At 64.4% G+C, this 23,565-nt stretch carries 21 protein-coding genes; 13 read left to right on the top strand and 8 right to left on the bottom strand.

The annotated features are described in order from the left end of the window. Positions 1-67: 67 nt before the first annotated feature. Genes hutI through hutU form a run of 3 tightly spaced genes read left to right on the top strand, consistent with a single transcriptional unit; the run spans position 68 to position 4,522 of the window. Complete coding sequence (hutI, locus tag IVB47_RS02485; RefSeq protein ID WP_027566505.1) at positions 68-1,282, top strand: imidazolonepropionase; 1,215 nt, start codon at positions 68-70, stop codon at positions 1,280-1,282. Next, entirely contained in the window at positions 1,279-2,838 is a 1,560-nt protein-coding gene (gene hutH, locus IVB47_RS02480; RefSeq protein ID WP_247459636.1) for a histidine ammonia-lyase, read from the top strand. Before hutI ends, hutH begins: the two co-directional genes overlap by 4 nt. A 13-nt stretch (positions 2,839-2,851) precedes the next feature. Continuing rightward, on the top strand, positions 2,852-4,522 hold the full coding sequence (hutU, locus tag IVB47_RS02475) for a urocanate hydratase (protein ID WP_247459634.1): 1,671 nt from the start codon (positions 2,852-2,854) through the stop codon (positions 4,520-4,522). 6 nt (positions 4,523-4,528) lie between these two features. Here hutU and IVB47_RS02470 read toward each other — a convergent pair whose 3' ends face one another. Next, positions 4,529-5,149, bottom strand: a complete 621-nt coding sequence (locus IVB47_RS02470; RefSeq protein ID WP_027519406.1) for a TetR/AcrR family transcriptional regulator — start codon at positions 5,147-5,149, stop codon at positions 4,529-4,531. A 254-nt stretch (positions 5,150-5,403) separates the two neighbouring features. Between IVB47_RS02470 and IVB47_RS02465 the strand changes: the two genes are divergently transcribed. Genes IVB47_RS02465 through IVB47_RS02430 form a run of 8 tightly spaced genes read left to right on the top strand, consistent with a single transcriptional unit; the run spans position 5,404 to position 13,766 of the window. Continuing rightward, positions 5,404-6,264, top strand: a complete 861-nt coding sequence (locus IVB47_RS02465; protein WP_247436412.1) for a xanthine dehydrogenase family protein subunit M — start codon at positions 5,404-5,406, stop codon at positions 6,262-6,264. After that, a complete protein-coding gene (locus tag IVB47_RS02460; protein ID WP_247459631.1) occupies positions 6,261-6,785 on the top strand; it encodes a (2Fe-2S)-binding protein in 525 nt (174 codons plus the stop codon). The genes IVB47_RS02465 and IVB47_RS02460 overlap by 4 nt, the downstream gene beginning before the upstream one ends. Beyond that, complete coding sequence (locus IVB47_RS02455) at positions 6,782-9,157, top strand: xanthine dehydrogenase family protein molybdopterin-binding subunit (RefSeq protein WP_247459630.1); 2,376 nt, start codon at positions 6,782-6,784, stop codon at positions 9,155-9,157. Before IVB47_RS02460 ends, IVB47_RS02455 begins: the two co-directional genes overlap by 4 nt. Positions 9,158-9,179: 22 nt before the next feature. Continuing rightward, the gene (locus tag IVB47_RS02450; RefSeq protein WP_027566512.1) at positions 9,180-10,421 is read left to right on the top strand and encodes an ABC transporter substrate-binding protein; all 1,242 of its coding nucleotides are present in this window, start codon (positions 9,180-9,182) and stop codon (positions 10,419-10,421) included. A gap of 10 nt (positions 10,422-10,431) precedes the next feature. Continuing rightward, positions 10,432-11,307 carry a branched-chain amino acid ABC transporter permease gene (locus IVB47_RS02445; protein WP_027519401.1) on the top strand — a complete coding sequence of 292 codons (876 nt, stop codon included), beginning with the start codon at positions 10,432-10,434 and terminating at the stop codon, positions 11,305-11,307. Further along, on the top strand, positions 11,304-12,302 hold the full coding sequence (locus IVB47_RS02440) for a branched-chain amino acid ABC transporter permease (RefSeq protein ID WP_247459629.1): 999 nt from the start codon (positions 11,304-11,306) through the stop codon (positions 12,300-12,302). Before IVB47_RS02445 ends, IVB47_RS02440 begins: the two co-directional genes overlap by 4 nt. Continuing rightward, positions 12,299-13,054 (top strand): ABC transporter ATP-binding protein, encoded by a 756-nt coding sequence (locus IVB47_RS02435; protein ID WP_247459627.1) that lies wholly within the window; start codon positions 12,299-12,301, stop codon positions 13,052-13,054. Before IVB47_RS02440 ends, IVB47_RS02435 begins: the two co-directional genes overlap by 4 nt. After that, entirely contained in the window at positions 13,047-13,766 is a 720-nt protein-coding gene (locus tag IVB47_RS02430) for an ABC transporter ATP-binding protein (protein WP_247459625.1), read from the top strand. Before IVB47_RS02435 ends, IVB47_RS02430 begins: the two co-directional genes overlap by 8 nt. 2 nt (positions 13,767-13,768) lie before the next feature. Here IVB47_RS02430 and IVB47_RS02425 read toward each other — a convergent pair whose 3' ends face one another. Both IVB47_RS02425 and blaBJP read right to left on the bottom strand, forming a co-directional pair. Continuing rightward, the gene (locus tag IVB47_RS02425) at positions 13,769-15,778 is read right to left on the bottom strand and encodes an EAL domain-containing protein (RefSeq protein ID WP_247459623.1); all 2,010 of its coding nucleotides are present in this window, start codon (positions 15,776-15,778) and stop codon (positions 13,769-13,771) included. Between the two features lie 319 nt (positions 15,779-16,097). Further along, positions 16,098-16,982: a BJP family subclass B3 metallo-beta-lactamase gene (gene blaBJP / locus IVB47_RS02420; RefSeq protein ID WP_247402730.1), complete on the bottom strand. Its 885-nt coding sequence runs from the start codon at positions 16,980-16,982 to the stop codon at positions 16,098-16,100. Positions 16,983-17,260: 278 nt separating this feature from the next. Between blaBJP and IVB47_RS02415 the strand changes: the two genes are divergently transcribed. After that, entirely contained in the window at positions 17,261-18,577 is a 1,317-nt protein-coding gene (locus IVB47_RS02415; protein WP_247459621.1) for an alpha/beta hydrolase-fold protein, read from the top strand. A gap of 10 nt (positions 18,578-18,587) precedes the next feature. On the opposite strand, the gene IVB47_RS02410 is transcribed toward IVB47_RS02415, so the two are convergent. The 3 genes from IVB47_RS02410 to IVB47_RS02400 form a co-directional block, all read right to left on the bottom strand. Further along, positions 18,588-18,860, bottom strand: coding sequence for a TonB-dependent receptor plug domain-containing protein (locus IVB47_RS02410; protein ID WP_247459619.1), 273 nt, complete (start codon positions 18,858-18,860; stop codon positions 18,588-18,590). Positions 18,861-18,922: 62 nt separating this feature from the next. Further along, complete coding sequence (locus IVB47_RS02405) at positions 18,923-19,960, bottom strand: hypothetical protein (protein WP_247459617.1); 1,038 nt, start codon at positions 19,958-19,960, stop codon at positions 18,923-18,925. Between the two features lie 294 nt (positions 19,961-20,254). Beyond that, a complete protein-coding gene (locus IVB47_RS02400) occupies positions 20,255-20,527 on the bottom strand; it encodes a hypothetical protein (RefSeq protein ID WP_247459615.1) in 273 nt (90 codons plus the stop codon). A gap of 173 nt (positions 20,528-20,700) precedes the next feature. Between IVB47_RS02400 and IVB47_RS02395 the strand changes: the two genes are divergently transcribed. Further along, entirely contained in the window at positions 20,701-21,510 is an 810-nt protein-coding gene (locus tag IVB47_RS02395) for a substrate-binding domain-containing protein (RefSeq protein WP_247459613.1), read from the top strand. On the opposite strand, the gene IVB47_RS02390 is transcribed toward IVB47_RS02395, so the two are convergent. Both IVB47_RS02390 and hisC read right to left on the bottom strand, forming a co-directional pair. Further along, positions 21,484-22,182, bottom strand: coding sequence for an ABC transporter permease (locus IVB47_RS02390; protein ID WP_027566524.1), 699 nt, complete (start codon positions 22,180-22,182; stop codon positions 21,484-21,486). The two genes, IVB47_RS02395 and IVB47_RS02390, sit on opposite strands and share 27 nt — an antisense overlap. A 237-nt stretch (positions 22,183-22,419) precedes the next feature. Beyond that, on the bottom strand, positions 22,420-23,472 hold the full coding sequence (gene hisC, locus IVB47_RS02385; RefSeq protein WP_247459610.1) for a histidinol-phosphate transaminase: 1,053 nt from the start codon (positions 23,470-23,472) through the stop codon (positions 22,420-22,422). Between the last annotated feature and the right edge of the window lie 93 nt (positions 23,473-23,565).

Genomic DNA, 23,565 nt, shown 5'->3' with positions numbered 1-23,565 from the left:
ACAGAACCGCGACACGATTATATGTCTAGACATATAAGTCAAGCATCCCACGCGAAGGGACAGTTGCATGGCAGAACGCTTCGACCGGATCTGGCATAACGCCCGGCTCGCCACGATGCGGGCCGATCGTCCCGATCTCGGCGAAATCGAGCACGGCGTGATCGCCTCGCGCGCCGGCCGTATCGTCTATGCGGGTGCGCAGGCCGATTTTCCGGCGAATGCCGATACAGCCGAACGCATCGATTGCGAAGGGCGTTGGATCACGCCCGGTCTCGTCGATTGCCACACGCATCTGGTCTATGGCGGCAACCGCGCTCATGAATTCGAGCTGCGCCTGAAGGGCGCGAGCTACGAGGAGATCGCGCGGGCCGGCGGCGGCATCGTCTCGACAGTGGCCGCGACGCGCAAGGCAAGCGAGGCCGAGCTCGTAGCACTCGCGCTGCCGCGGCTCGATGCGCTGATTGGCGAGGGCGCCACCACGGTCGAGATCAAATCCGGCTACGGCTTGGACACCGAGACCGAGATGCGGCAGCTGGCCGCCGCGCGAAGCCTGGGTCGTCAGCGGTCGGTCGCGATCCGAACCTCGTTTCTCGGTGCGCATGCCCTGCCGCCGGAGGCCGATGGCGACAAGGATCGCTACATCGATCTCGTCTGCAGGGAGATGTTGCCGGCGGTCGCGAAGGCGGGTTTGGCCGATGCCGTCGATGCCTTTATGGAGGGGATCGCATTTTCCGGCGAGCAGACGACGCGGGTGTTCGAGGCAGCGAGGCGGCTTGGCCTGCCGGTCAAGCTGCATGCCGACCAGCTCTCGAACCTCGGCGGCGCTGCGCTCGCCGCAAAATTCTCGGCGCTCTCGGCCGATCACCTCGAGCACACCGACGAAGCCGGTGCAGCGGCGATGGCAAAAGCTAAAACGGTGGCCGTGCTGCTGCCCGGCGCCTTCTACTTCATCCGCGAGACGCAAAAACCGCCGGTCGAGGCATTCCGCAAGCACGGCGTTGCCATGGCGCTGGCGACCGACTGCAATCCGGGCAGCTCGCCGCTGACATCGCTCCTGCTCGCCATGAACATGGGCGCGACGCTGTTCCGGATGAATGTGACCGAGTGCCTTGCCGGTGTCACTCGCGAAGGCGCGCGAGCGCTCGGCGTGCTCCATGATATCGGCACCCTCGAGGCCGGCAAATGGTGCGACCTTGCGATCTGGCACATCGAGCGCCCTGCCGAGCTGGTCTACCGCATCGGCTTCAATCCGCTGCACCGCCGGGTGTGGAGGGGACAGTGACGGAGCCGCGCGCGCCGATCGTTGTCAAGCCGGGAACGGTCAGCCTCGATGATCTCGCGCGCGTGCTCGAAGGCGCATCTGTCGTTCTCGATCCCTCGTTCTGGCCGCGCGTCGACGCGGCCGCGGAGATCGTAGCAAGGGCCGCGCGAGCGGATGCTCCCGTCTACGGCATCAACACCGGCTTCGGGAAGCTGGCGTCGAAGCGCATCCCGCCCGATCAGACCGCGCTGCTCCAGCGCAATCTTATCGTCTCGCATTGCTGCGGCGTCGGTGCGGCGACGCCCGAACCGATCGTCCGCCTGATGATGGCGCTGAAGATCATCTCCCTCGGGCGCGGCGCCTCCGGCGTGCGCCGCGGGGTGATCGAGCAGCTGCAGGCCATGCTGGCGCGGCGCGTCTCACCGCTGGTGCCGCAGCAAGGTTCGGTCGGTGCTTCCGGCGATCTCGCGCCGCTCGCGCATATGACCGCTGTGATGATCGGCGAAGGGCAGGCGATCGTCGACGGCAAGACAGTGTCGGGCAGCGAGGCGCTCGCGGCCGCCGGCCTGCCACCACTGACGCTCGGTCCCAAGGAAGGGCTCGCGCTGATCAACGGCACGCAATTCTCCACCGCCTACGCCGTCTCCGGCGTGCTGCGCGCATTTCGCATGGCTCGCGCTGCGCTGGTCACCGGCGCGCTGTCGGTCGATGCGGCGATGGCCTCGACGGCGCCGTTCCGCCCCGAGATCCAGTCGCTGCGCGGCCATTCCGGACAGGCCGCGGCTGCGGCAACCCTGATGGCGCTGCTCGACGGCAGCGACATCCGCCTGTCGCATCTCGAAGGCGACGAGCGCGTGCAGGATCCCTATTGCCTGCGCTGCCAGCCGCAGGTTGCGGGCGCGGCGCTCGACCTGATCGTGCAGGCGGCGCGGACGCTTGTCGTCGAGGCCAATGCCGTCACCGACAATCCGCTCGTGCTGGTCGAGACCGGCGAGATCGTCTCCGGCGGCAACTTCCATGCCGAACCGGTGGCTTTTGCCGCGGATACCATCGCGCTCGCGCTGTCGGAAATCGGTGCGATCAGCGAGCGGCGCATCGCGACGCTGGTCGATCCCGCGCTCAATTTCGGCCTGCCGCCGTTCCTCACTCCCGATCCCGGTATCAATTCCGGATTCATGATCGCCGAAGTGACGGCGGCCGCGCTCTATGCCGAGAACAAGCAGCGCGCCGCCGCCTGCTCGATCGACTCGACCCCGACCAGTGCCAACCAGGAAGACCATGTCTCGATGGCCGCGCATGCTGCGCGGAGGCTGTCGGACATGGCCGACAATCTCGCCACCATCCTGGGCATCGAGCTGCTGGTCGCCGCCCAGGGCATCACGCTGCGCGCGCCGCACGCAACCAGCGCGCCGCTCGCTGCCGTCATCGCCGCACTTCGCGAGCAGGTGCCGCCGCTCGGCGCCGACCGCTACATGGCCGGCGATCTCTCCAAGGCTGCAGCGCTGGTCGAGGCCGACGCGCTGCCGGCTGCGGCGCTCGCCGTGCTTTCAACCGACCCGTTTCCGACACTTGCCTGACGAGGTGTTCCGCATGAACCGCCGACTGGACAATGACCGCACCATCCGCGCACCCCGCGGCAGCGAAATCAGCGCCAAGAGCTGGTTGACGGAAGCGCCCCTGCGCATGCTCATGAACAATCTCGATCCCGACGTTGCAGAACGTCCGAGCGAGCTCGTGGTCTATGGCGGCATCGGCCGCGCTGCGCGCGACTGGGAGAGCTTTGACCGGATCGTTGCTTCGCTGCGCGAGCTCGAAGATGACCAGACGCTGCTGGTCCAGTCCGGCAAGCCGGTCGGTGTGTTCCGCACCCATGCCGACGCGCCGCGTGTCCTGATCGCCAACTCCAACATTGTGCCGCACTGGGCGACGCTCGACCATTTCAACGAGCTCGATCGAAAGGGCCTGATGATGTACGGCCAGATGACGGCCGGTTCCTGGATCTATATCGGCAGCCAGGGCATTGTGCAGGGCACCTACGAAACCTTCGTTGAAGTTGGCCGCCGCCACTATGGCGGCAGCCTTGCCGGCAAATGGATTCTGACCGCCGGTCTCGGCGGCATGGGCGGCGCGCAGCCGTTGGCCGCGACCATGGCCGGGGCTTCGATGCTGGCGGTCGAATGCCAGCCGAGCCGCATCGAGATGCGTCTGCGCACCGGTTATCTCGATCGCCAGGCCGCGACGCTCGACGAGGCGCTTGCGATCATGGCGGAGGCGACGAAGACGATGAAGGCCATCTCGGTCGGCCTGCTCGGCAACGCCGCGGAGATTTTTCCCGAGCTGGTCCGCCGCGGTGTCAGGCCCGACATCGTCACCGATCAGACCAGCGCGCACGATCCGATCAACGGCTATTTGCCGAAGGGCTGGACACTCGCCGAGTGGGAAACCAAGCGCGCCGCCGACCCCAAGGCCGTGGAGCGCGCCTCAAAGACCTCGATGGTCGAGCACGTCCAGGCCATGCTGGATTTCCATGCGCAGGGCATTCCGACGCTCGACTATGGCAACAACATTCGCCAGATGGCGCAGGACATGGGCCTGAAGAACGCCTTCGATTTTCCCGGCTTCGTCCCCGCCTATATCCGTCCCTTGTTCTGCCGCGGCGTCGGACCGTTCCGCTGGGCCGCGCTGTCGGGCGATCCCGAGGACATCTTCAAGACCGACGCCAAGGTCAAGGAGCTGATGCCTGACGACAAGCACCTGCACAATTGGCTCGACATGGCCAGGGAGCGCATCAAGTTCCAGGGCTTGCCGGCGCGGATCTGCTGGGTCGGGCTCGGCGATCGCGATCGCCTGGGCCTTGCCTTCAACGAGATGGTGGCGCGTAGCGAATTGAAGGCACCCATCGTGATCGGCCGCGACCATCTCGACAGCGGCTCGGTGGCGAGCCCCAACCGCGAAACCGAAGCGATGAAGGACGGTTCGGACGCTGTGTCCGACTGGCCCTTGCTCAACGCGCTGCTCAATTGCGCCAGCGGCGCGACCTGGGTGTCGCTGCATCACGGCGGCGGCGTCGGCATCGGCTATTCCCAGCATGCCGGCATGGTGATCGTCGCCGACGGTACGCCGGAAGCGGCGAAGCGGATCGCGCGCGTGCTCTGGAACGACCCTGCCAGCGGCGTCATGCGCCACGCCGACGCGGGTTACGAGACCGCGATCGAATGCGCCCGCGACAAAGGGCTCAATCTGCCGAGTCGGGCGACGTAGCCAGGCTCAGTCGCGCGCCAGGAGCCTCGGCATTGTGGTCTTCGCGCCATCCATGAAGGTCTGGACGGCATCGCGAACGATCGCGTCGAGATCTGCCGGGATTGGCGTCGCGTAGATGAATTTGCGGATGGCGAGATAGAAAATCCGGCCGTGCAGGCCCCAGAACAGCTCAGTCTCGCGCTCGCCGAGCGGATGTGTCTTTGCTTCGGGCAGTTTCAGATCGTGGCGCAGTTCGCCGGCCGCCGGCTCGATGATCTCGCGCCTGATGATGTCGAGATAGCGGCCGGTGATGCCGAACGACTTCATGCCGGAGAAGACGAAGATCCGCACCCAATTGTATTCGAACACGCGTTCGACATAGTCGAGATAAAAGCGCGTCAGCCGGGCCTCGAGCGATAGCGAGCGGTCGCGGATCATCGGACCCCAATCGGGCGACCAGCGGCTGAGATAAACCTCTTGGTAGACACGCTCGATCAGCGCTTCCTTGCTCGGGAAGTGGCGGTAGATCGCCGAATGCGTGATTCCCAGGCGCTTGGCGAGCTCGCGCGTCTGCCCCTCGAAGCCGCGCTCGGCAAAGAATCGGATTGCCTCGTCCAGGATGGCGCGCTCGCGGTCGGCCGCACGCATGTTGCGGCGCTTTGGCGCGGACTTGCTGCCTGTCTCGGCCCGCTTCCGGACCGGTCGCTTCGCCGTTTTCTGCGCTTTGCGGGCCATTTCGTCGCTGAATCGCACGTCCCGTCGTCTTCATAGCCCAACGCGCATTTGTAACCAAATGGTCATTTCCTGTTGACCGACTTCCGATGGCGTGTCAGGATTTTGAGACCAGATGGTTACAAATCTGGCGTCCCGGCTGATGAGCCGAGGAATCCGAGGAAACGGCGGTGAAGGCGAGGGCTTTCAGCTATTTTCGCGCTGCGACGATCGACCAGGCGTTGGATGCTCACGCGCGCGCCGGCGACGATGCGCGTTTCATTGCCGGCGGCCAGAGCCTCGTGCCGGCGTTGTCGCTGCGGCTGCAGGCGCCGCGGCTGCTGATCGACATCACTCATATCTCCGAGCTGCGTGGCGTCAGGCGTGCGGGCGGATATTTGCGCATCGGTGCGTTGACGCGCCATTGCGAGATGCTGAGCGAGCCGCTGATCGCCGAATTCGCGCCGCTGTTGCATGCGGCTGCGCCCTTCGTCGCCCATCCCGCGATCCGCAACCGCGGCACGTTCGGCGGCAGTGTCGCGCAGGCCGACCCGGCTTCCGAATTTCCGGCGATGACGCTGGCGCTCGATGCCGAGATCGAGATTGTCGGCCCTTCGGGCAGCCGGCGCGTCAAGGCCGACGACTTCTTCGTCGACCTGTTCGAGACGGCTTTGCAGCCCGGCGAGCTCATCACCGCGGTCTTCGTCCCGCTGTTCAAGGCCGATCAGCGCTTTGCGTTTGACGAATTGGCCCGGCGGCGCGGGGACTATGCCCTGGTCGGTTGCGGCATGCTCGCAACCTGCACCGGCGAGCGCATCGATGACATAAGAATCTCGTTCTTTTCTGTCGGCAATACGCCGACGCGGGTGAAGGGAACGGAGGCTACGCTCATCGGCTCGAGCCTTGGCACCGAACGCATCGCCGCCGCGCAAGCTGCGCTAGAAGGTGATCTGACGCCACCGGATAGCGACGAGGTGCCGCCGGCGATGCGGCTGCATCTTGCCCGCGTATTGCTCGGACGCATGCTCGGACGTCTCGGAGCGGGCGGATGAGCGGCTTCGAGGGATCCCTCCTGGATGATGCGGACGAGACCGTGCGCGTTAGCTTCACCGTCAACGGCCGCAAGGTGGCCTGTGAGGTCGCGCCGCGCGAGACGCTGGTCGATTGCCTGCGCAACGCGCTCGAGCTGACAGGCACGCATGCCGGCTGCGAGATGGGCGCCTGCGGCGCGTGTCTCGTCCAGCTCGACGGCAAAGCCGTGCACGCCTGTCTGATGTTCGCGGTGCAGGCTGACGGCGCCACTATCGATACGATCGAAGGTCTCACGGAGAGCGGCGTGATCGCCGACCTCCAGGCCGAATTCCACCGCCGCAACGCTCTGCAATGCGGCTTTTGCACGCCGGGCATGCTGGTCAACGCGCACGAACTCCTCTCGCAGGTGACGCGGCCAAGCCGCAAGGACATTCGTGACGCGCTGTCGGGCAATTACTGCCGCTGCACCGGCTATGAAGCCATCGTAGATGCCATCGACGCGGTGGCAAAAGCCCGCAGCGAAAGCGGAGGCGTGACATGAGCGCGCCGCTGACCTCACTGGATCGCCCGAATTCCTATATCGGCCGCTCCGTGCCGCGCCCGAACGCCAAGCGGCTGCTCGCCGGGCGCGGGCGCTATGTCAGCGATCTCAGGCTGCCGCGGATGCTGTATGCCGCGTTCCTGCGCAGCCCGCACGCGCATGCGAAGATCATCTCGATCGATGCCGGGCGGGCGAGCGCGCTCGAAGGCGTGCATCTCGTTGCGACCGGTGCCGATCTCGCCAAGATCTGCTCGCCCTGGACCGGCACGCTCGACCATTTCAAGGGGATGATCTCGGCACCGCAATTACCGCTGCCGCTCGACCGCGTGGTCTGGGCCGGGCAGGCGGTGGTTGCAGTCGTTGCCGAGAGCCGTGCGATCGCCGAGGATGCGCTGGAACTGATCGAGATCGACTACGAAGACCTTCCGATCGTCGCCGATATCGATAGCGCGCGTGAGGGCGGCGGGCCGCTGATCAATCCTGGCAGTGCCAACAATGTCTGCTTCCGCAGCCAGCTCGACAACGGCAGCGTCGACGACGCCTTTGCGCATGCTGCCCATGTGGTGGAGGAGGAGTTGTCCTTCGGCCGCCATACCGCGGTGACGCTGGAGCCGCGCGCCATCGTTTCCGATTACGATCCTTCGGCCGAGATGCTCACCGTGCATCACGCGACACAGACGCCGTATCAGTTCCAGGACCTCTATTCGCGCCACTTCGGCATTCCGGAGGCCCGCGTTCGCGTGATCGCGACCGACATCGGCGGCTCCTTCGGGATGAAGCTGCATGTCTATCATGAGGACATGGCCGTGGTCGGCCTCTCGATCCTGCTCGGCCGGCCCGTCAAATACGTCGCCGACCGCATCGAATCGTTCGTCTCCGACATCCATGCCCGCGACCACCGCGTCCGCGCCCGGATGGCGCTTGACGCCAAGGGCGAGATCCTTGCGATGGACGTGCTGGACCTGACCGCAATCGGGGCGTTTTCGACCTATCCGCGTACAAGCGTGGTGGAGGGCAACCAGGTCATCCGCCTGATCGGCGCGCCCTATCGCTTCAAGAACTACCGCGCGACGCTCGAAGTGCTCTTCCAGAACAAGGTGCAGACCAGCCAGTATCGCGCGGTCGGCCATCCCATCGCCTGCGCCGTCACCGAGCGGCTGGTCGACATGGCCGCGGCGAAGCTCGGTCTCGATCCCTTCGCGATCCGAGCGCAGAATGTCATCGCCGATGAGGCCTATCCGCAGACCTCGCCGACCGGCTACCGTTTCGAGGCGTTGTCGCATCAGGCCTGCCTGAAGCGGCTGCACGAGATGATGGATTATGACGGGCTGCGCGCCGAGCAGGCGGAGTTGCGCAAGGGCGGCATCTATCGCGGGATCGGCATCGCGGCCTTTGTCGAGATCACTAATCCAAGTCCCGCGTTCTATGGTGTTGGCGGAGCCCGTATCTCCTCGCAGGACGGTGCGATCATCAGCCTGACGCCATCAGGCGAAGTGCGCTGCCTGATCTCGGTCACGGAGCAGGGGCAAGGCACCGAGGCGATCATCAGCCAGATTGTGGCAGACCAGCTCGGCCTCGCGCAGGAGCACGTCAAGGTCATTACCGGCGATACCGAGGTGACGCCGCATGGCGGTGCGACCTGGGCCTGCCGCGGCGCCGGCATCGGCGGCGAGACTGCGCTCCAGGCCACGCGCGCGCTCAGGCGCAATATCCTGGAAATCGCCGCGCTCATCCTCCAGGAGCAGCCATCGGCACTCGACATCATCGATGGCGAGGTCGTCGATGCTGGCACGCGAAACCAGCGGATGCCGATCTCCGAGATCGCGCGCATTGCCTATTTCCGTTCCGATACGCTACCGCCGGGCACGCAGGCCCAGCTCACCGTGAGCCATCACTTCGCGCCACAGGGCTATCCGTTCGCCTTCACCAACGGCATCCAGGGCTGTTCGCTGGAGGTGGACGTCGAGACTGGCTTCATCAAGATGTTGAAGCATTTCATCGTCGAGGATTGTGGCCGGGTCATCAATCCGATGCTGGTAGACGAGCAGCTCCGCGGTGGCATCGTGCAGGGATTGGGCGCGGCGCTGTTCGAGGAGTGTCGCTACAGCGAGACCGGCCAGCTCGTGAACGGCTCGCTCGCCGACTACCTCGTCCCGATGCCGATGGAGATGCCTGACATCGTCATCGCCCATGTCGAGACACCGACCGCCGACACCGAGCTTGGCGCTAAGGGATGCGGTGAGGCGGGGACGGCGGCGGCGTCGGCCTGTGTGCTGAACGCCGTCAACGACGCGCTCACACCGTTCGATGCGACGATCAATTCGATCCCGATCACGCCTACAAAAATCCTGAAAGCCCTGAAGCGATTCTAGAAAAAGACAACTGGAGGAAATCATGCCCAAGTCCGCTTCCACCTCGAAAATATCCCGCCGCACCGCGCTCGCCGGTCTCTCGGCAAGCGCGGCACTGCTCGCCATGCCGCGGCTCGGGCGCGCTGCCGACGAAACGATCCGCATCGGCTTTCCGACCCCGCTGACCGGCCCGTTCGCTGCGGAGGCGCGCGACCAGGTCAAGTGCGCCGAGCTCGCGGTCAAGCTCGCCAACGACAAGGGCGGCATCGGCGGCCGCAAGGTCGAGCTGTTGGTGCGCGACGACAAGCTCAATGCCGGCGAGGCCGCGACCCGTACGCTGGAGCTGATCGAGAAGGACAAGGTTCACGCCGTGGTCGGCGCGCTCTCCAGCGCCGTGCAGCTCGCGGTCAACGAAGTCACCCGCGCCCGCGGCGTGATCTACGTTTCGATCAGCCAGTCCGACACCATCAACGAGGTCAAGGATTTCAGCAAATACACCTTCCACGAGGCGCTGAACCCGCACATGACGACCGCCGCCGTGGCACGGCAGACCCTGAAGAAGGGCATGAAAGTTGCCCATCTCGTCGCAGATTACGCGTACGGGCATGAGATGCTGCGCGGCTTCAAGCGCGCGCAGGCGGCGATCGGCGCGGATAGCGTCGGCGAGATACTGCATCCGTTTGGCGCTGCCGACTATTCCACCTTCATGCCGCGCCTGATGTCGCTGCGGCCCGACGTGCTCTGCATCTCCAATTTCGGCCGTGATCAGGCCAATGCGATCAAGCAAGCGGTGGACTTCGGCGTCAAGCAGCAGATGAAGATCGTCGTGCCGGTGATCCTGCACAACCAGCGGCTCGCGGTCGGCCCCGACGTGTTCGAGGGCGTGGTTGGCGGCGCCAACTATTACTGGGGCCTGGAGACGCAGAGCAAGTCCGCCGCCGCTTTCAACGCCGCCTTCAAGGCAGCCAATGGCGGCGCCATCCCGACCGACTACGGCGCCTACGGTTATGCCGGCGTCGGGTCGCTGCTGGCGGCCATGCAGACCGCGGGTGGCACCGATACCGACAAGGTGGTCGATGCGCTGGAGAAGCTGCAATACGACCTGACCAAGGGTCCGCAGCATTACCGCAAATGCGATCACCAATCGGTGCAGCCGGTGCTGGTGCTGGAGTCCAAGAAGAAGTCCGCCATGGCCAACGACAACGATCTGTTCGCCATTCTCGCCAACGACACTGGCTCCGACGACATGCTGCGCAGTTGCAGCGAGCTGGGCCACGCGACCTGAAGCCCGGGCAATGGACCTGTCGCTGATCATCATGCAGCTTCTTTCCGGGATCGCTCTTGGGGCGGTCCTGGTAATCACTGCGCTTGGACTGACGATCGTGTTCGGCATGCTCGGGGTGGTCAATTTCGCTCATGGCGCGCTGTTCATGATCGGGGCCTATGCGGGGCTGTATCTGGCGTCTCTCACCGGAAGCTTCTGGTGGGGATTGCTGCTGGCGCCCATCCTGATCGGCGCCTTTGGCATGCTGATCGAGTTCGTCCTGATCCGAAGGCTCTATGGGCGCTCGATCGACGATCCACTGCTCCTCACTTTCGGCCTCAGCTACATCCTGGTCGAGGGCGTCAGGATCGTGTTCGGCAGCGACGGCATCCCGTTTCCGACCCCGCCGCAGCTGATCGGTGTGCTCGATCTCGGCATCGGCTTCTTCCCGCGCTACCGCCTGTTCGTCATTGCGCTGGTGGCGGTGGTGCTCCTGGTGCTCTGGCTGACGCTGGAGAAGACGCGGATCGGCTTGATCGTGCGTGCGGGCGCCCGCGATCCCACCATCATGCAGGTGCTCGGTGTCGACATCGGCCGGGTCTGGCTCGCGATCTTCGGGCTAGGCGTCGGGCTGGCCGCGCTCGGCGGCGTGCTCGCGGGTCCTATGCGCAGCGTCAATCCGGAGATGGGATCGCTGGTGCTGGCGGAAGCCTTCGTGGTGACCGTGATCGGCGGTCTCGGGTCGATCGTCGGGGCTGTCGTCGCAGGCCTCATGGTCGGCATCTCGATCAGCCTGGTCGCGCTGTTCGCGCCGGAGATGGCGACCATCGTCATGTTCGCACTGATGGCCGTGGTGCTGCTGATCCGCCCGCAGGGCTTGTTCGGCATCAGAGGGAGGACCGCGTGACCTCACCATCGAGCGGCGAAGCGGTCGCCAAACTCTCGTCCGTCGGGCTCGGCCGGCTTCTCGACCAACGCGTGTTGCTCTCGATCGCGGTGCTGGCTGTGTTGCCTTGGCTGTTGCCGTCCCAGGCGCTGGCCGTCAACGTCCTGATCTACGGCGTCGTGGTGATGGGCTACAATCTGCTGTTCGGCTACACGGGGTTGTTGTCGTTCGGCCAAGCCGCGTTCTTCGGTGCGGGCGCCTATTTCACCGGCATTGCGATCGGCCGTTACGGCGTGCCCTGGTTCGCCGCGGTCCCGATCGCCGTCCTCCTCAGCACAGGCCTCGCCGCCGCGATCGGCATCGTCTCGACGCGCACGCGCGGCATCTATTTCTCCATGGTGACGCTTGCGCTGGCTCAGCTCGTTTATTACGTCGCGCTCCAGGCCTCGTCCTTCACCGGTGGCGAGAATGGCCTGCGCGGCTTTACCGTCGATCGCATCAGCCTGTTCGGCTTCCCCGTCAATTTCCTCGACCCCGTCAACAAATATTATGTGCTGGTGGCCTTCGCCGCATTGGCGATGTGGTTCCAGTCGCGCATCCTGAACTCGCCCTTCGGCGCCGTGATCGAGGCAATCCGCGAGAACGAGCAGCGGGCGCGGGCCTGCGGCTATGACGTCGAGCGCAGCAAGCTGATCGTGTTCATGCTGTCAGGCGCGATCTCCTCGCTCGGTGGCTGCATGCTGGCGCTACATCTGTCGATCGTGCCGCTCGACATCCTGCACTACCAGACCTCGGGCATGATCGTGATGATGGTGCTGCTCGGCGGCGCGCGCAGCTTCTTCGGGCCGTTCGTTGGCGCGGCGGCGTTCCTGATTCTGGAGGACGTCATCTCGGTCTGGACCCCGCACTGGCAGCTCTTCGTCGGCGCGATCTTTGTCCTGTTCGTGCTGTTCCTGCCCAAAGGCATCTGGGGCACGCTGCTCGACACATTGGGTGTCGGAAAGGCGCGGCCATGAGCGGCGAATTGCTTCGTGCCGAGGGGATAGGCAAGCACTTCGGCGGCTTCGTCGCGCTCGAAGGCATCACCGTGTCTTTTGCGGCCGGACAGCTCACCTCGATCATCGGGCCGAATGGCGCTGGCAAGAGCACGTTCTTCAACATCCTCTCCGGCGCGCTGACACCGACGTCAGGCAAGCTGCATTTCAGAGGACGCGAGCTGAACGGCCTTCCGCAGCATCGGTTCGTGCATCAGGGCATCTCGCGCTCTTATCAGATCACAAACATCTTCCCGGACCTGTCGGTGCACGAGAACGTCCGCGTGGCGGCGCAGGCATTGACCGTGAGTTACGACATTTGGCGTAACCGCGCCCGACTTACAGAGCTCAATGCCCGCGCCGATGCTGCACTCGACGCAGTCGGGCTATCTGGCAGGCGCGCCGAACTGGCGAAGTTCCTGTCGCATGGCCAGCAGCGCGCGCTGGAGATCGCGATTGCGCTGGTCTCGGAGCCGGAATTGCTTCTGCTCGACGAGCCGACCGCCGGTATGGGGCCGGAGGAGACCAAGGACATGGTCGCGCTGCTCGAACGGCTCGCCGAGAAGCGCACCGTGCTTCTCGTCGAACATAAGATGAAGATGGTGCTGGGCCTATCCAAGCGCGTCGTGGTGCTGCATCATGGCCGCCTGCTTGCGGACGGCGCGCCCGATGAGATCAGGAGCAATCCGGAGGTCCGCCGGGTCTATCTCGGACAGAGCGAAGGCTATGGCTGAGACTGCACTGCTCGAAATCAGGGATCTCCACGCCTGGTATGGCGCGAGCCACGTCCTTCACGGCATTTCCTTGCGTGTGCAGCCCGGCGAGGTCGTTGCCCTTGTCGGCCGCAACGGGGCCGGGAAGACCACCACGCTGCGGTCGATGATGGGCCTGATGCCGAAGGCGACGGGTCGCGTGCGGTTTGCGGGCCGGGAGCTTCTGCAGCTGCGCGCCCATCAGCGCTTCCATCTCGGCCTTGCTTACGTCCCCGAGGAGCGCCGCATCGTCCCCGGTCTCTCCGTGCGCGAGAACCTTCGTCTCGGCCTCGTCGCGGCAGAAAGCGACATCGATGAGCGCGTCGCGATCGACGAGATCGCCGAGACCTTTCCGCGCCTGAAGGAGCGCCTCGACCAGGAGGGTGTCACGCTGTCAGGCGGCGAGCAGCAGATGCTGGCGATTGCACGCGCCTTGATCGCAAAGCCCAAGATGCTTCTGCTCGACGAGCCGTCGGAGGGCATCATGCCTGTCCTGGTCGAGGAGATGGGCGTGCTGTTCCGTCGCCTGCGCGACGAAGGCAAGACGCTGCTCCTGGTCGAGCAGAACGTCGAATGGGCGCTGCGGCTCGCTGACCGTGCCGTGATCATCGATCAGGGTGAAGTCGTGCATCAAAGCAGCGCCGCGGCGCTGCTGGCGGACAAGGACATCCAGGAGCGCTACTGCGCGGTCTGACTTTAGGCCACGACCCTGGATACGGCGCCGCCGAGGCGCTGGCGTTCCCTGGCGAGATACTCGTCGATGGCGTCGCCATGCATGGGCTTGGCGAAGTAGTAGCCCTGGATGAAGTCGCATCCCAGCCGGCGCAGGGTGTCGAGCTGAGCGCGGGTCTCGACGCCCTCGGCGACGCAGGCGATCTCCATGTCGTCACAGAGGCCCGTGAGGGACTTGATGATCTTGTGGCTCACTGGATTGTCGTTGACGTCGGCGATGAAGCTGCGGTCGATCTTGATTTTGTCGAGCGGCAGCCAGTGCACGTGGCTCAGCGAGGAGTACCCGGTGCCGAAATCGTCCAGCGAAATGCCGCAGCCCATCGCCTTCAATGCCGCGATCGACTGTTGTGCGCGTACGAAATCGAAGGTGACGGCGGTCTCGGTGATCTCGAAGTCGATCCGGTGCGGCGGCAGCCCGCTCTTCTCGATGATGGTGATCAGCGGCAGGATGCCCTCGGGCGAGCAGACGTCGTGGGCGGACAGGTTGAACGACAGGCGGATGTGGTCGGGCCAGGTCCTGGCCGTCGCGAGCGCGCCTACCAGGAGCGCCTGCGTCAGCGGCCGGATCAGGCCAATGCGCTCGGCGGCCGGAATGAAATCGGCCGGCGAAACCAGGCCGAGGCGGGAGCTGTGCCAGCGCGCCAGGACCTCGAAGCCGGCGGTATGCTCGCTCATGGCGTCCACGATCGGCTGGTACACCAGGTCCATCTCGGTGCTGAAATCGGCAGTGCGCAGCAAATTCTCGATGACGCCGCGGCTGCGGATCTCGGCCTCGAGCTCGCTCGAGAAGATCACGGTGCGGCCGCGCAGATGGCGCTTGGCGTGATAAAGCGAATAGTCGGCGCATTCATAGAGCGCTTCTGCCGTCGTTGCCGATTGCGGGAACAGCGCGAAACCGATCGAACAGGACAGCCCGGTATGGGCGGTGTCGAGCTGGTAGGGCAGCTTGACCTGGTCACCAACCCGTTCGCCGAGCCGCATCAAATCCGCATCGTCAGGGTCGCCGCACACGACGAGGCCGAACTCGTCGCCGCCGAGCCTGGCGAATTCCACCCGCTGCGGGCCGAAGCCCTCGCAGACCTCGCGGATGCGCCGGCCCGCCTCGATCAGAACGCGGTCGCCAACCGAATGGCCGTAATTGTCGTTGATCGGCTTGAAGCCATCGAGGTCGATGATCCCGACCGCGACGCGAACGTTTCTGCGCTCGGCATCGGTGAACGCGCTCGACAGCTCGGCGAAGAAGCGGCGGCGGTTCGGTAGTTCGGTCAGGGAATCGAGGTTGGCGAGGCGGAAGTTCTCGTCCGATAGGGCTTGGGTGGCCGCCTGCTGCGCCAGCAGCGATTTGCGGCTGGCGACGAGGTCGGCGAAGTCGCGATAATAGATGAACAGCACCGTCACCATCGCACCGGTGACCAGCAGATTGTTGACGGCCATCGCCTCCAGCGTCGGTTCGCCCGTGGCGAAGTAGAACAGCACGTAAGGCACGTCAACGACCAGCGTCACGATCAGCGCTGCCGAGCGCAGATGCATCAGCGAGAAGATGCAGCCGATCACGGTCACCGCCATATAGAAGGCAACCTGACTCTTGGCGAAAGCGTCGCCGTAGGGATACAGGGCAAACGACCAGAGAGTAAAGCCGGCGGCGATCGGCGCTGCAATCCAATTGGTGAGGCGCAGGTTGCGCAGGATGTCGGCATCGTTGCGGACGACACCGCGCTGGCGCAGCCACCAGAATGTGCGAAAGCCTGTCACCGCGATCAACACGGCCGGCACGATCATACTGAGCGAGGCCGGTGCCAGCGGCACATAGGTATAAGCCACCGCGATCGTGTTTGTGATCAGGATGAAATAGAGTAGCGGGATCTGTTTCGAGAAGGCGTCGAATTGCGCGCGCATCAGCTCCGGATTGTCGGCCGGCACCCGAAACAGCTCTGCAACGGCAGCTAGATGTGACTTCAAATTGGTGACAGGCATTGCAATATCAGCCCTGAATTTCCTCAAAACGCGGGCGATCTTGCACGGCGGCGGTAAAGGGGGCGTTAGATTGGAGTCCTCGCGAGAGGTTCGACGCGCCGCGGATCTTCTCGATCCGCGCACCGGTGAGGCCGCGTTAACGATATCCGGCGGCGGAAGTGCGGGGATTGGCTGAAAGAGAGTTTGCATAAATTGCGGCTACGCTCTGCTAACCATATGCGCCAGCGGAGCGTATTGTCGCATCGACACAGTGCGAGCCGGCATGCCGGCTTCACCTCTCCCCCGGAGAAGGAGAGGTGAAGATAGCGCGAGACGATCGCTATTTCTTCTCGAGCGCGGCGGTCTGCTTGGCGAGCTGCTTGTCGAAATCTTCCGACAGGGTTGTGGAGTAGGCTGCGAGTTCACCCGGCTTGACGAACGGGTTCGGTGCGCCGTCCTTCATTTCGGCGCGCTTGGCCTGCATGCCATAGACCTCCGGATGCGGCCCGAGCAGCACGTCGATCTTCATCGCCTTCACTTTGGCGTAGGTCGCACGGTAGTCGTCGACGATTCCGGCGTGGGTCGGCTGGCCGACCAGCCGGTTCAACGCCACCGTGCCGCTACAGAAGAACAGCACCTCGCGGTCCTGATTGCCGTCCTTGACGGTCATCTCCCAACTCGTGCAGCCGGGCGAATGGCCGGGGGTGGCGTGAGCCGTCAGCGTGGTGTCGCCGAGCGTGATCTTGTCGCCTTCCTTCACGGCGCGATCGACCTTCACTGCGGGGAAGGCGAGGTCCTCGTTCTTCTCGTCGCCAGGATAATAGCCGCCTTCCAGCAGCGGCTTGTCGCGGTCGCCGGCGATCAGCTGCGCGCCGGTCTCCTTCTTGATTTCGGCGAAACCGCCGGTGTGGTCGAAATGCGCGTGTGTGTTGAGGATGATCTTGATGTCGGAGACCTTGAGACCGAGCTTGGCAATGTTGTCCTTGATCATGCCGGTGGATTCCGGAAGCGCCGTATCCATCAGGATCAGGCCTTGTGAGGTCTTGATGATGTAGACGGCGATGCCGTCAGTGCCGACATAGTAGATGTTGCCGATGAGCTGGAACGGCTCGAACGGCGTGGTCCATTTCTTGGTGACCACCGCCAGGAAGTCCTTGACGGTCTGCGCCTGCGCGCCGGTTGCGAGGAACGCCAGCGCGCACAGCGCGGCCGTGAGCTTCTTCATGGTTTGTCTCCCGGGATTGTTCTTGCAGATTGTTCTTGTCGTCTTGATCGGGCGCGGCCTTCGCGCGGCCGACCGGCAAGCTACGTCGTGCGAGGTGCGGCAGCAACGGCCACGTGTCTGAAAAAGTTCGTGGCATGCGCGGAATAGCCGTGTCTGTCCGTTTTGAGCATGGCGGCCATTGCGGTAACGCGGCCGGGCGGGATTTGACCGCGCGCAGGCGGCTCGTCATACTTTGCGCCAAGGCGAGCCAGAAAGACTCGTCGGCATCGGGAGCTGAAATGACCAATTCGTTGTCCGTCCTTGCGGGGACTCTGATTTCCCTCATCTCCTTCACGTCGATTGCCTTCTCGCAGCCGGCCTGCGTCACCCAGAACATGGTGGTGCCGCCTGGGGCCAACAGCACCGACAACGCGGGCCCGTTCTTCATCGATACGACGGGTCTCGACTTCAAGACGGCGCCTCCGACGCGTGATCCCTCCAATCCCAATTATCCACGCGCCACGGAGCTTCCTGACGGAACGCTGCCGCCACCGGATGCCGAGGGGAATTTCATCATTGGTCCCACCCACAATCCTGCGCCGGAGACGATCGCGAAGGAGGGCGTGCCGCGTGGGACGACAAAGTCCTTCACGTTGTCGTCGAAGGAGAGCACCATCTACAATCCGGGTCTGATCCGCGACGATCTTGCCGGTTGCACCAATTCCTCGATCATGACGACCGTCACGGCGCCGGACGACAAGTCGCACATGATCGTCACCACCAGCCATCCCGGCGTCTGGTCGCGCACCATCGACGTCTATGTGCCGGCGCAATATGTGCGCGGCAGCGAGGCGCCGTTCATCGTGGTCGGCGACGGCGGCTCCAACGCCTACAAGGATCTCGCCGTCACGCTCGACAATCTGATCGCGCAGCGCCGCGTGCCGCCGATGATCGCGATCCAGATCGGCAATGGCGGGCAGGACGCGCAGGGCAGTCAGCGCGGCCGCGAATATGACGCGGTGTCAGGCGCCTACGCGCAATTCGTCGAGCGTGAAGTGCTGCCGCTGGTCGAAAAGAACGCCGAGGTCAGGCTGACCAAAAATCCCGATGGGCGTGCGACCATGGGGCTGAGTTCGAGCGGCGTGGCAGCCTTCACGATGGCGTGGCTCTATCCCGATCTCTATCACCGCGTGCTGGCGTTCTCGCCGACCATGGTCAACCAGCAATGGCCGTATGACCCGTCGCTGCGCGGTGGCGCCTGGGAATATCACAGCGCATGGACGGGGCCGGCCACACCCAATCTCATCTCCAAGGCGGGCGTGCTTACGCCGGCCGAGCCGCCCGGCGTGCCCCTGATCGTCGCTGCGCCGACCAAGCCGATCCGCTTCTGGTTCTTCGGCGGCGACCAGGATCTGTTCTATCCGAACCCCACCATCCCCGACGGCATGCACGACTGGACCCTCTCCAACGCGCTGATGGCCAAGGTGCTGGCGGAGAAGGGCTACCACTATCAGTTTCTGTTCGTACGCAACGCCAAGCACGTCGACCGGCCCACGATCGCGCAGACGCTGCCGTCGGCGCTGGAGTGGGTCTGGAAGGGCTATCCGCTCCCCTGAGCGAAGTGGCCTAGCGTCCGATCGTCACGCCGGCGGTCGAGCGCATGGCATCTTTGAGGCTCGTAGCGTTCTTGTCGTCGAGGACCTCTCGCGTCAGCACGGTGGTCTGGCCGGGCGTGTTGAGGATCGTCTCTCCGCGCGAAGAGGAGAGGCGGTCGGCTTTGTAGGGTGACGCCTGATCGGTCGCGGGCGCATGGCGCGGCAGCTTGCCGGCCTCTGCAAACGATGTCTGCGAGACACAGAGGGCGGCAATCACAACCAGTCGCAATGATTTTGTGGGCATGCGATCTCCCAAATCAAGGCGTCACCCTATCATATGGGCTGGTCGTCGCAGGAAATAAAGGGTCAGGCGAGAGCTGCCTGGCGTTCCCGCATTGGTTCGCGGACCCGATCCGGTTTCCCCGGCTCCGCGAGCCGCGTAAAACTGCGCTGGCTCGCATGCGCGGGTGCTTCGACGATCACGCCCTCGCAGACGATTTGTCCGCCGAGCATCCTGAATTCCAGCTTGTCGTAGCGCGGCATTGTCTCGCCAGGCGCGGGCGGCAGCAACCCGACGCTTCCTTGGATGTTCAGCGTGGCATCACCGGCGCCGTGGACGCGCGGATTCCACATCCTGCTTCCGGTCTCCGTCCAACGCTGCCGGATCAGCGCGGCGCGGTCGGCGGGTTCTGCGATCTTTGCACGAATCTTCGGCGCGCTGGTGATCTCCGCAGCGGGAGCCTCGAGGGCTGGCTCCGACGCAACATCCGTGACGACGCTGGGCGTGCTGGCGACGACTTCCGCCGCGCTGGAGGCAAGCGCGACACGCGTGTCGTCGAGAGTTGAGCAAGTATCCACGTCGACGGCGGAGGAATGCTCGTCGTTGATGGCGAGAGCGGGAGCATCAACCGGGACGAGCTCGACATCGACGGAGGAGGCCTTCTCCACGACAACGGGCTCAACGTCGTCCGCGAGTTCGGGAGATGGATCGCTGTTGATGGTGAGTTTGGGGACGTCGACCGTCTCACGCTCGACATCGATGGTCGCGACCGAAGCTTCCTCCACGACGACCAGCTCGACTTCCGCCGCCGTCTCCCGGGATGAATCGTCGCTGCCGCTAACATCGGCTGGCGCTTCCGACGGGCTCTCCGCGATGACGGGTCTGGCGGTCCCGTCTTCGGCGGCTGAAGCGGCGGCCGCAACGTCGCAGTTTGACGTATCCGCGCTGATGCTGGTGTCCAGAGCCGGAGCGGCTTCTAAAATCTCGGCAACGAGGGCGGGCGAGGCGTCCGCGGCATCAGCTGCGACGTCGATGCTGCCGCCGTGCGGCGCGGGCCGGAGCCGGTTGAACGCCCATTTCACCGCGGGGATGCGGCGCAGCAACGATATCAGTCTCGAAAGCACTGGGAGTTATCCAAGAGGTACTCGGCTTGAGGCCATCGCTGATTCGCCAGCAATGTAAAAATCCCCGGCTGTCACACTGATGTCAATGTAGGTGGGACCAATTGCAGAACATCCACGCTTTCAGAGCGCGAAGCTGCGGTTTCGCTGGCGTGACTGCAATCAAGGTGCAGCTTCGCCAATACGCTTTGTTCGACACCAACACCTTTGCGGACGACGTCGACAAGCTTTTGACGGCATGAGACATCTGGGAGAGGGGACGATCGCCCCCTCTCCAGATTTCCGATCGATGCCGGCCTACTTCCCGGAGCCCGCGCCGCCGCCGGCCTGGCTGCCCATGTTATTGGTGTTACTGCCACCGGCGCTCGGAGCCTGCTTGCCCTTGCTGTCGGCGGCCTCGTTCTGCATGTTCGATGACGTGCCGGTCGTCATGCCCTTGGTCGCGGGGCCCCGGGACGAGGGCCCGACGTCGCCCTGACCGGATGCGCCTGGGGCGGGTTGTGTCTGTGCGAAGGCGCCGCCGTTCGCCAGCGCCATGATGCATGCGGATGCCAAAATGATCTTCTTCATCTGGTTTCCTCCTGGGTTGACTTGATGACAACTTGCGCGCGGAGCGGACGTTCCTCACAGGGGAGCGTCGCGACGATCATGACCAAGCGCGTTGCGGCGCTTGTTGGGGTTCCCTGTGCGTCTCTGTCGACGGTAGAGTTTGGAACATCCGGCATCTGGTGTAGGGACGAGGCATGAAAAGGATAATGACTCTCGGAGCGATTCTGCTCTGGTCCACGATCGCAGTCGCGCAGGAGCGCGCCATCACCGTGGCCTCGACGACGTCGACGGAACAGTCGGGGCTGTTTGGCTATCTGCTGCCGCTATTCTCGAAGGCCGCGGGCATCGACGTGAAGGTCGTTGCCGTCGGCACCGGCCAGGCACTCGACATCGGGCGGCGCGGCGATGCAGACGTCGTGTTCGTCCATGACAGGCCAGCCGAGGACAAGTTCATGTCCGAAGGAGAGGGCGTGAAGCGCTTCGATGTCATGTACAACGACTTCGTCATTGTCGGGCCGAAGAGCGATCCCGCGAAGATCGCCGGCGGCAAGGACGTGGCCGAGGCGCTGCGCAAGATCGCGGCCGCGAAGGCGCCGTTCATCTCGCGCGGTGACAAGTCCGGCACGCACGCGGCCGAATTGCGGCTTTGGAAGGAGGCAGGCGTCGATCTCGGTGCCGCCAAGGACGGCTGGTATCGCGAGATCGGCCAAGGCATGGGTCCGGCCCTGAACATGGCGTCGTCGTCGAATGCTTATCTGCTGTCGGATCGCGGCACCTGGTTGTCATTCAAGAACCGCGGCGAGCTCGCCGTCCTGACCGAAGGCGACAAGCGGCTGTTCAACCAGTACGGCGTCATGCTGGTCAATCCGGCCAAGCATGCGAACGCGAAGGCGCAGGACGGGCAAGCCTTCATTGACTGGCTGATCTCTTCGAAAGGGCAGGAGGCCATCGCCGGCTACAAGGTCGGGGGCGAGCAGCTATTTTTCCCCAACGCGTCCCACTAGCAGGAAGGCGACGGTCGACACTGCGACGCTGAGTGCGAGCAGGATCAGCCCGAGTCCGAGCGCCAGCGGCAGGTCGCCCTTGCTGGTCTCCAGAGCGATCGCCGTCGTCATCGTGCGCGTGAAACCGCGGATGTTGCCACCGACGATGAGGATGGCGCCAACCTCCGCAATCGCGCGGCCGAAGGCTGCGAGAAAGGCCGTCAGCAGCGAGGTCCGGCCCAGCGCGAACAGCAAGCCGATGCTGCGTAGTGTTGAGAGCCCATCGATCCGCGCCAGGTCGCCATACTCCGCCCACAGCAGGCTCGCCGGCCGGTGCACCAGTGCGACCACGATCGGTGTGGCGAGCAGCGTCTGCGCGACCACCATGGCCGCCGGCGTGAACAACAGGCCGGCGGCCCCGAGCGGCCCTGACCGCGACAGCAGAAGATAAAGCGCGAGCCCGACCACGACTGGTGGAAGACCAAGCAAGGCATTGGTCAGGACGATGATGACCTGCCGCCCGCGGAACCGGGTGATCGCAAGCAGGACCCCGAACGGCGCCCCGATCAGAAGCGCGAGGATGCTGGCGGTCAGGCTGACGCGCACCGACAGTCCGACGATGCCCAGAAGCTCTGCATCGGCCTCGCCGATCAGCGTGAATGCGGCGCCGATGGATCGCGCAAAGTCGTTCATCCGTGCCTGAGCTTCGGCGCCCGCCACGACGTCTTGGGTGCGTCGATTTCAGGACTGCGGAGGTGTTTCACGTATATTTCCCTGAGGGTATCGTCGGGCAAAGCAGCGGCGCGGTCGCGCTCCGCAGGCAGGTTTGGTAACCCGAATTTGGCCGGAAATCAAAGCCGCGGGTGGCATGGCACGATGCCGCGTTTGGGCTTATCGTTTGATGCTGGCCGATGCAGGGACTGTCGGGGCTCAGATCAACCCACGCAGCACCTCAACAAGCCGGGCACACTCCGCCTCCGTTCCGACCGTGACGCGCAGGAAGTCCTCGATGCGCGGCTTTCCGAAATGACGGACCAGAACGCCACGCTGGCGAAGCGCTGCCGCGAGATCTGCTCCGCTCCGGCTTCGATGGCGCGCGAAGACGAAGTTGGCGAGCGACGGCAACACCTCGAAGCCAAGTTGTCCAAGGTCTCGGGCCAAGGTTTCGCGGCTTGCGATGATACGAGCACGGGTGTCTCTGAACCAGCCCTCGTCCTTGATCGCGGCGACGGCGCCGGCGATCGCGAGGCAATCGACGGGATAGGAGTTGAAACTGTCCTTCACCCGTTCCAGCGCTTCGATCAGCGGTCGTTGGCCGATGGCAAAACCAACCCGTAGGCCAGCCAGTGAGCGCGACTTCGAGAAGGTCTGGATGACCAGCAAATTGTCGTGGCGTGCAACCAGCGGCACGGCGCTCTCGGCGCCGAAATCGACATAGGCCTCGTCCACCACCACCAGCCGGTCCGGCCGTTCGGCCAGCAGGGATGCGATTGCGTCGCGCTGAAGGGCGATACCGGTCGGAGCGTTCGGATTGCAGAGCAGGATGGCGCTCGATGGTCGACTGTAGTTGGAGATATCGATCCTCATCGCAGCATCGAGCGGCACCTCGTCATGCGTTATTCCATAGAGGCTGCAATAGACGGGGTAGAAGCTGTAGGTGACGTCGGGGAACAGAAGCGGCGTGTCGTGCTTCAGAAGGGCCTGGAAGGTGTGGGCCAGAACCTCGTCGGAGCCGTTACCGACGAACACTTGCTCGGGCACCACATCGCAATGGGCCGCGATCGCCTCGCGCAGGCGCGTTGCGCGCGGATCGGGATAAAGGCGCAGCCGCTCCGCGGCCGATGCGATCGCCGCCAGCACGCGCGGCGAGGGCGGGTAGGGATTCTCGTTGGTATTGAGCTTGACGATGCCGTCCTGCTTGGGCTGCTCGCCGGGGACATAGGGCGAAAGCGTGTGGACGACCGGACTCCAGAAACGGCTCATGAGCTCCAATCCGAATTGATCGGGGCACAGTAGGGTATGCGGGACCTCGGCGGAAGTGCGCCTGCATTCAGCATTCCACGCAAATCCGCACGA

This window comes from Bradyrhizobium sp. 62 (assembly GCF_023073035.1).
Taxonomy (GTDB): domain Bacteria; phylum Pseudomonadota; class Alphaproteobacteria; order Rhizobiales; family Xanthobacteraceae; genus Bradyrhizobium.
This window is presented reverse-complemented; position numbering and strand designations above follow the sequence as displayed.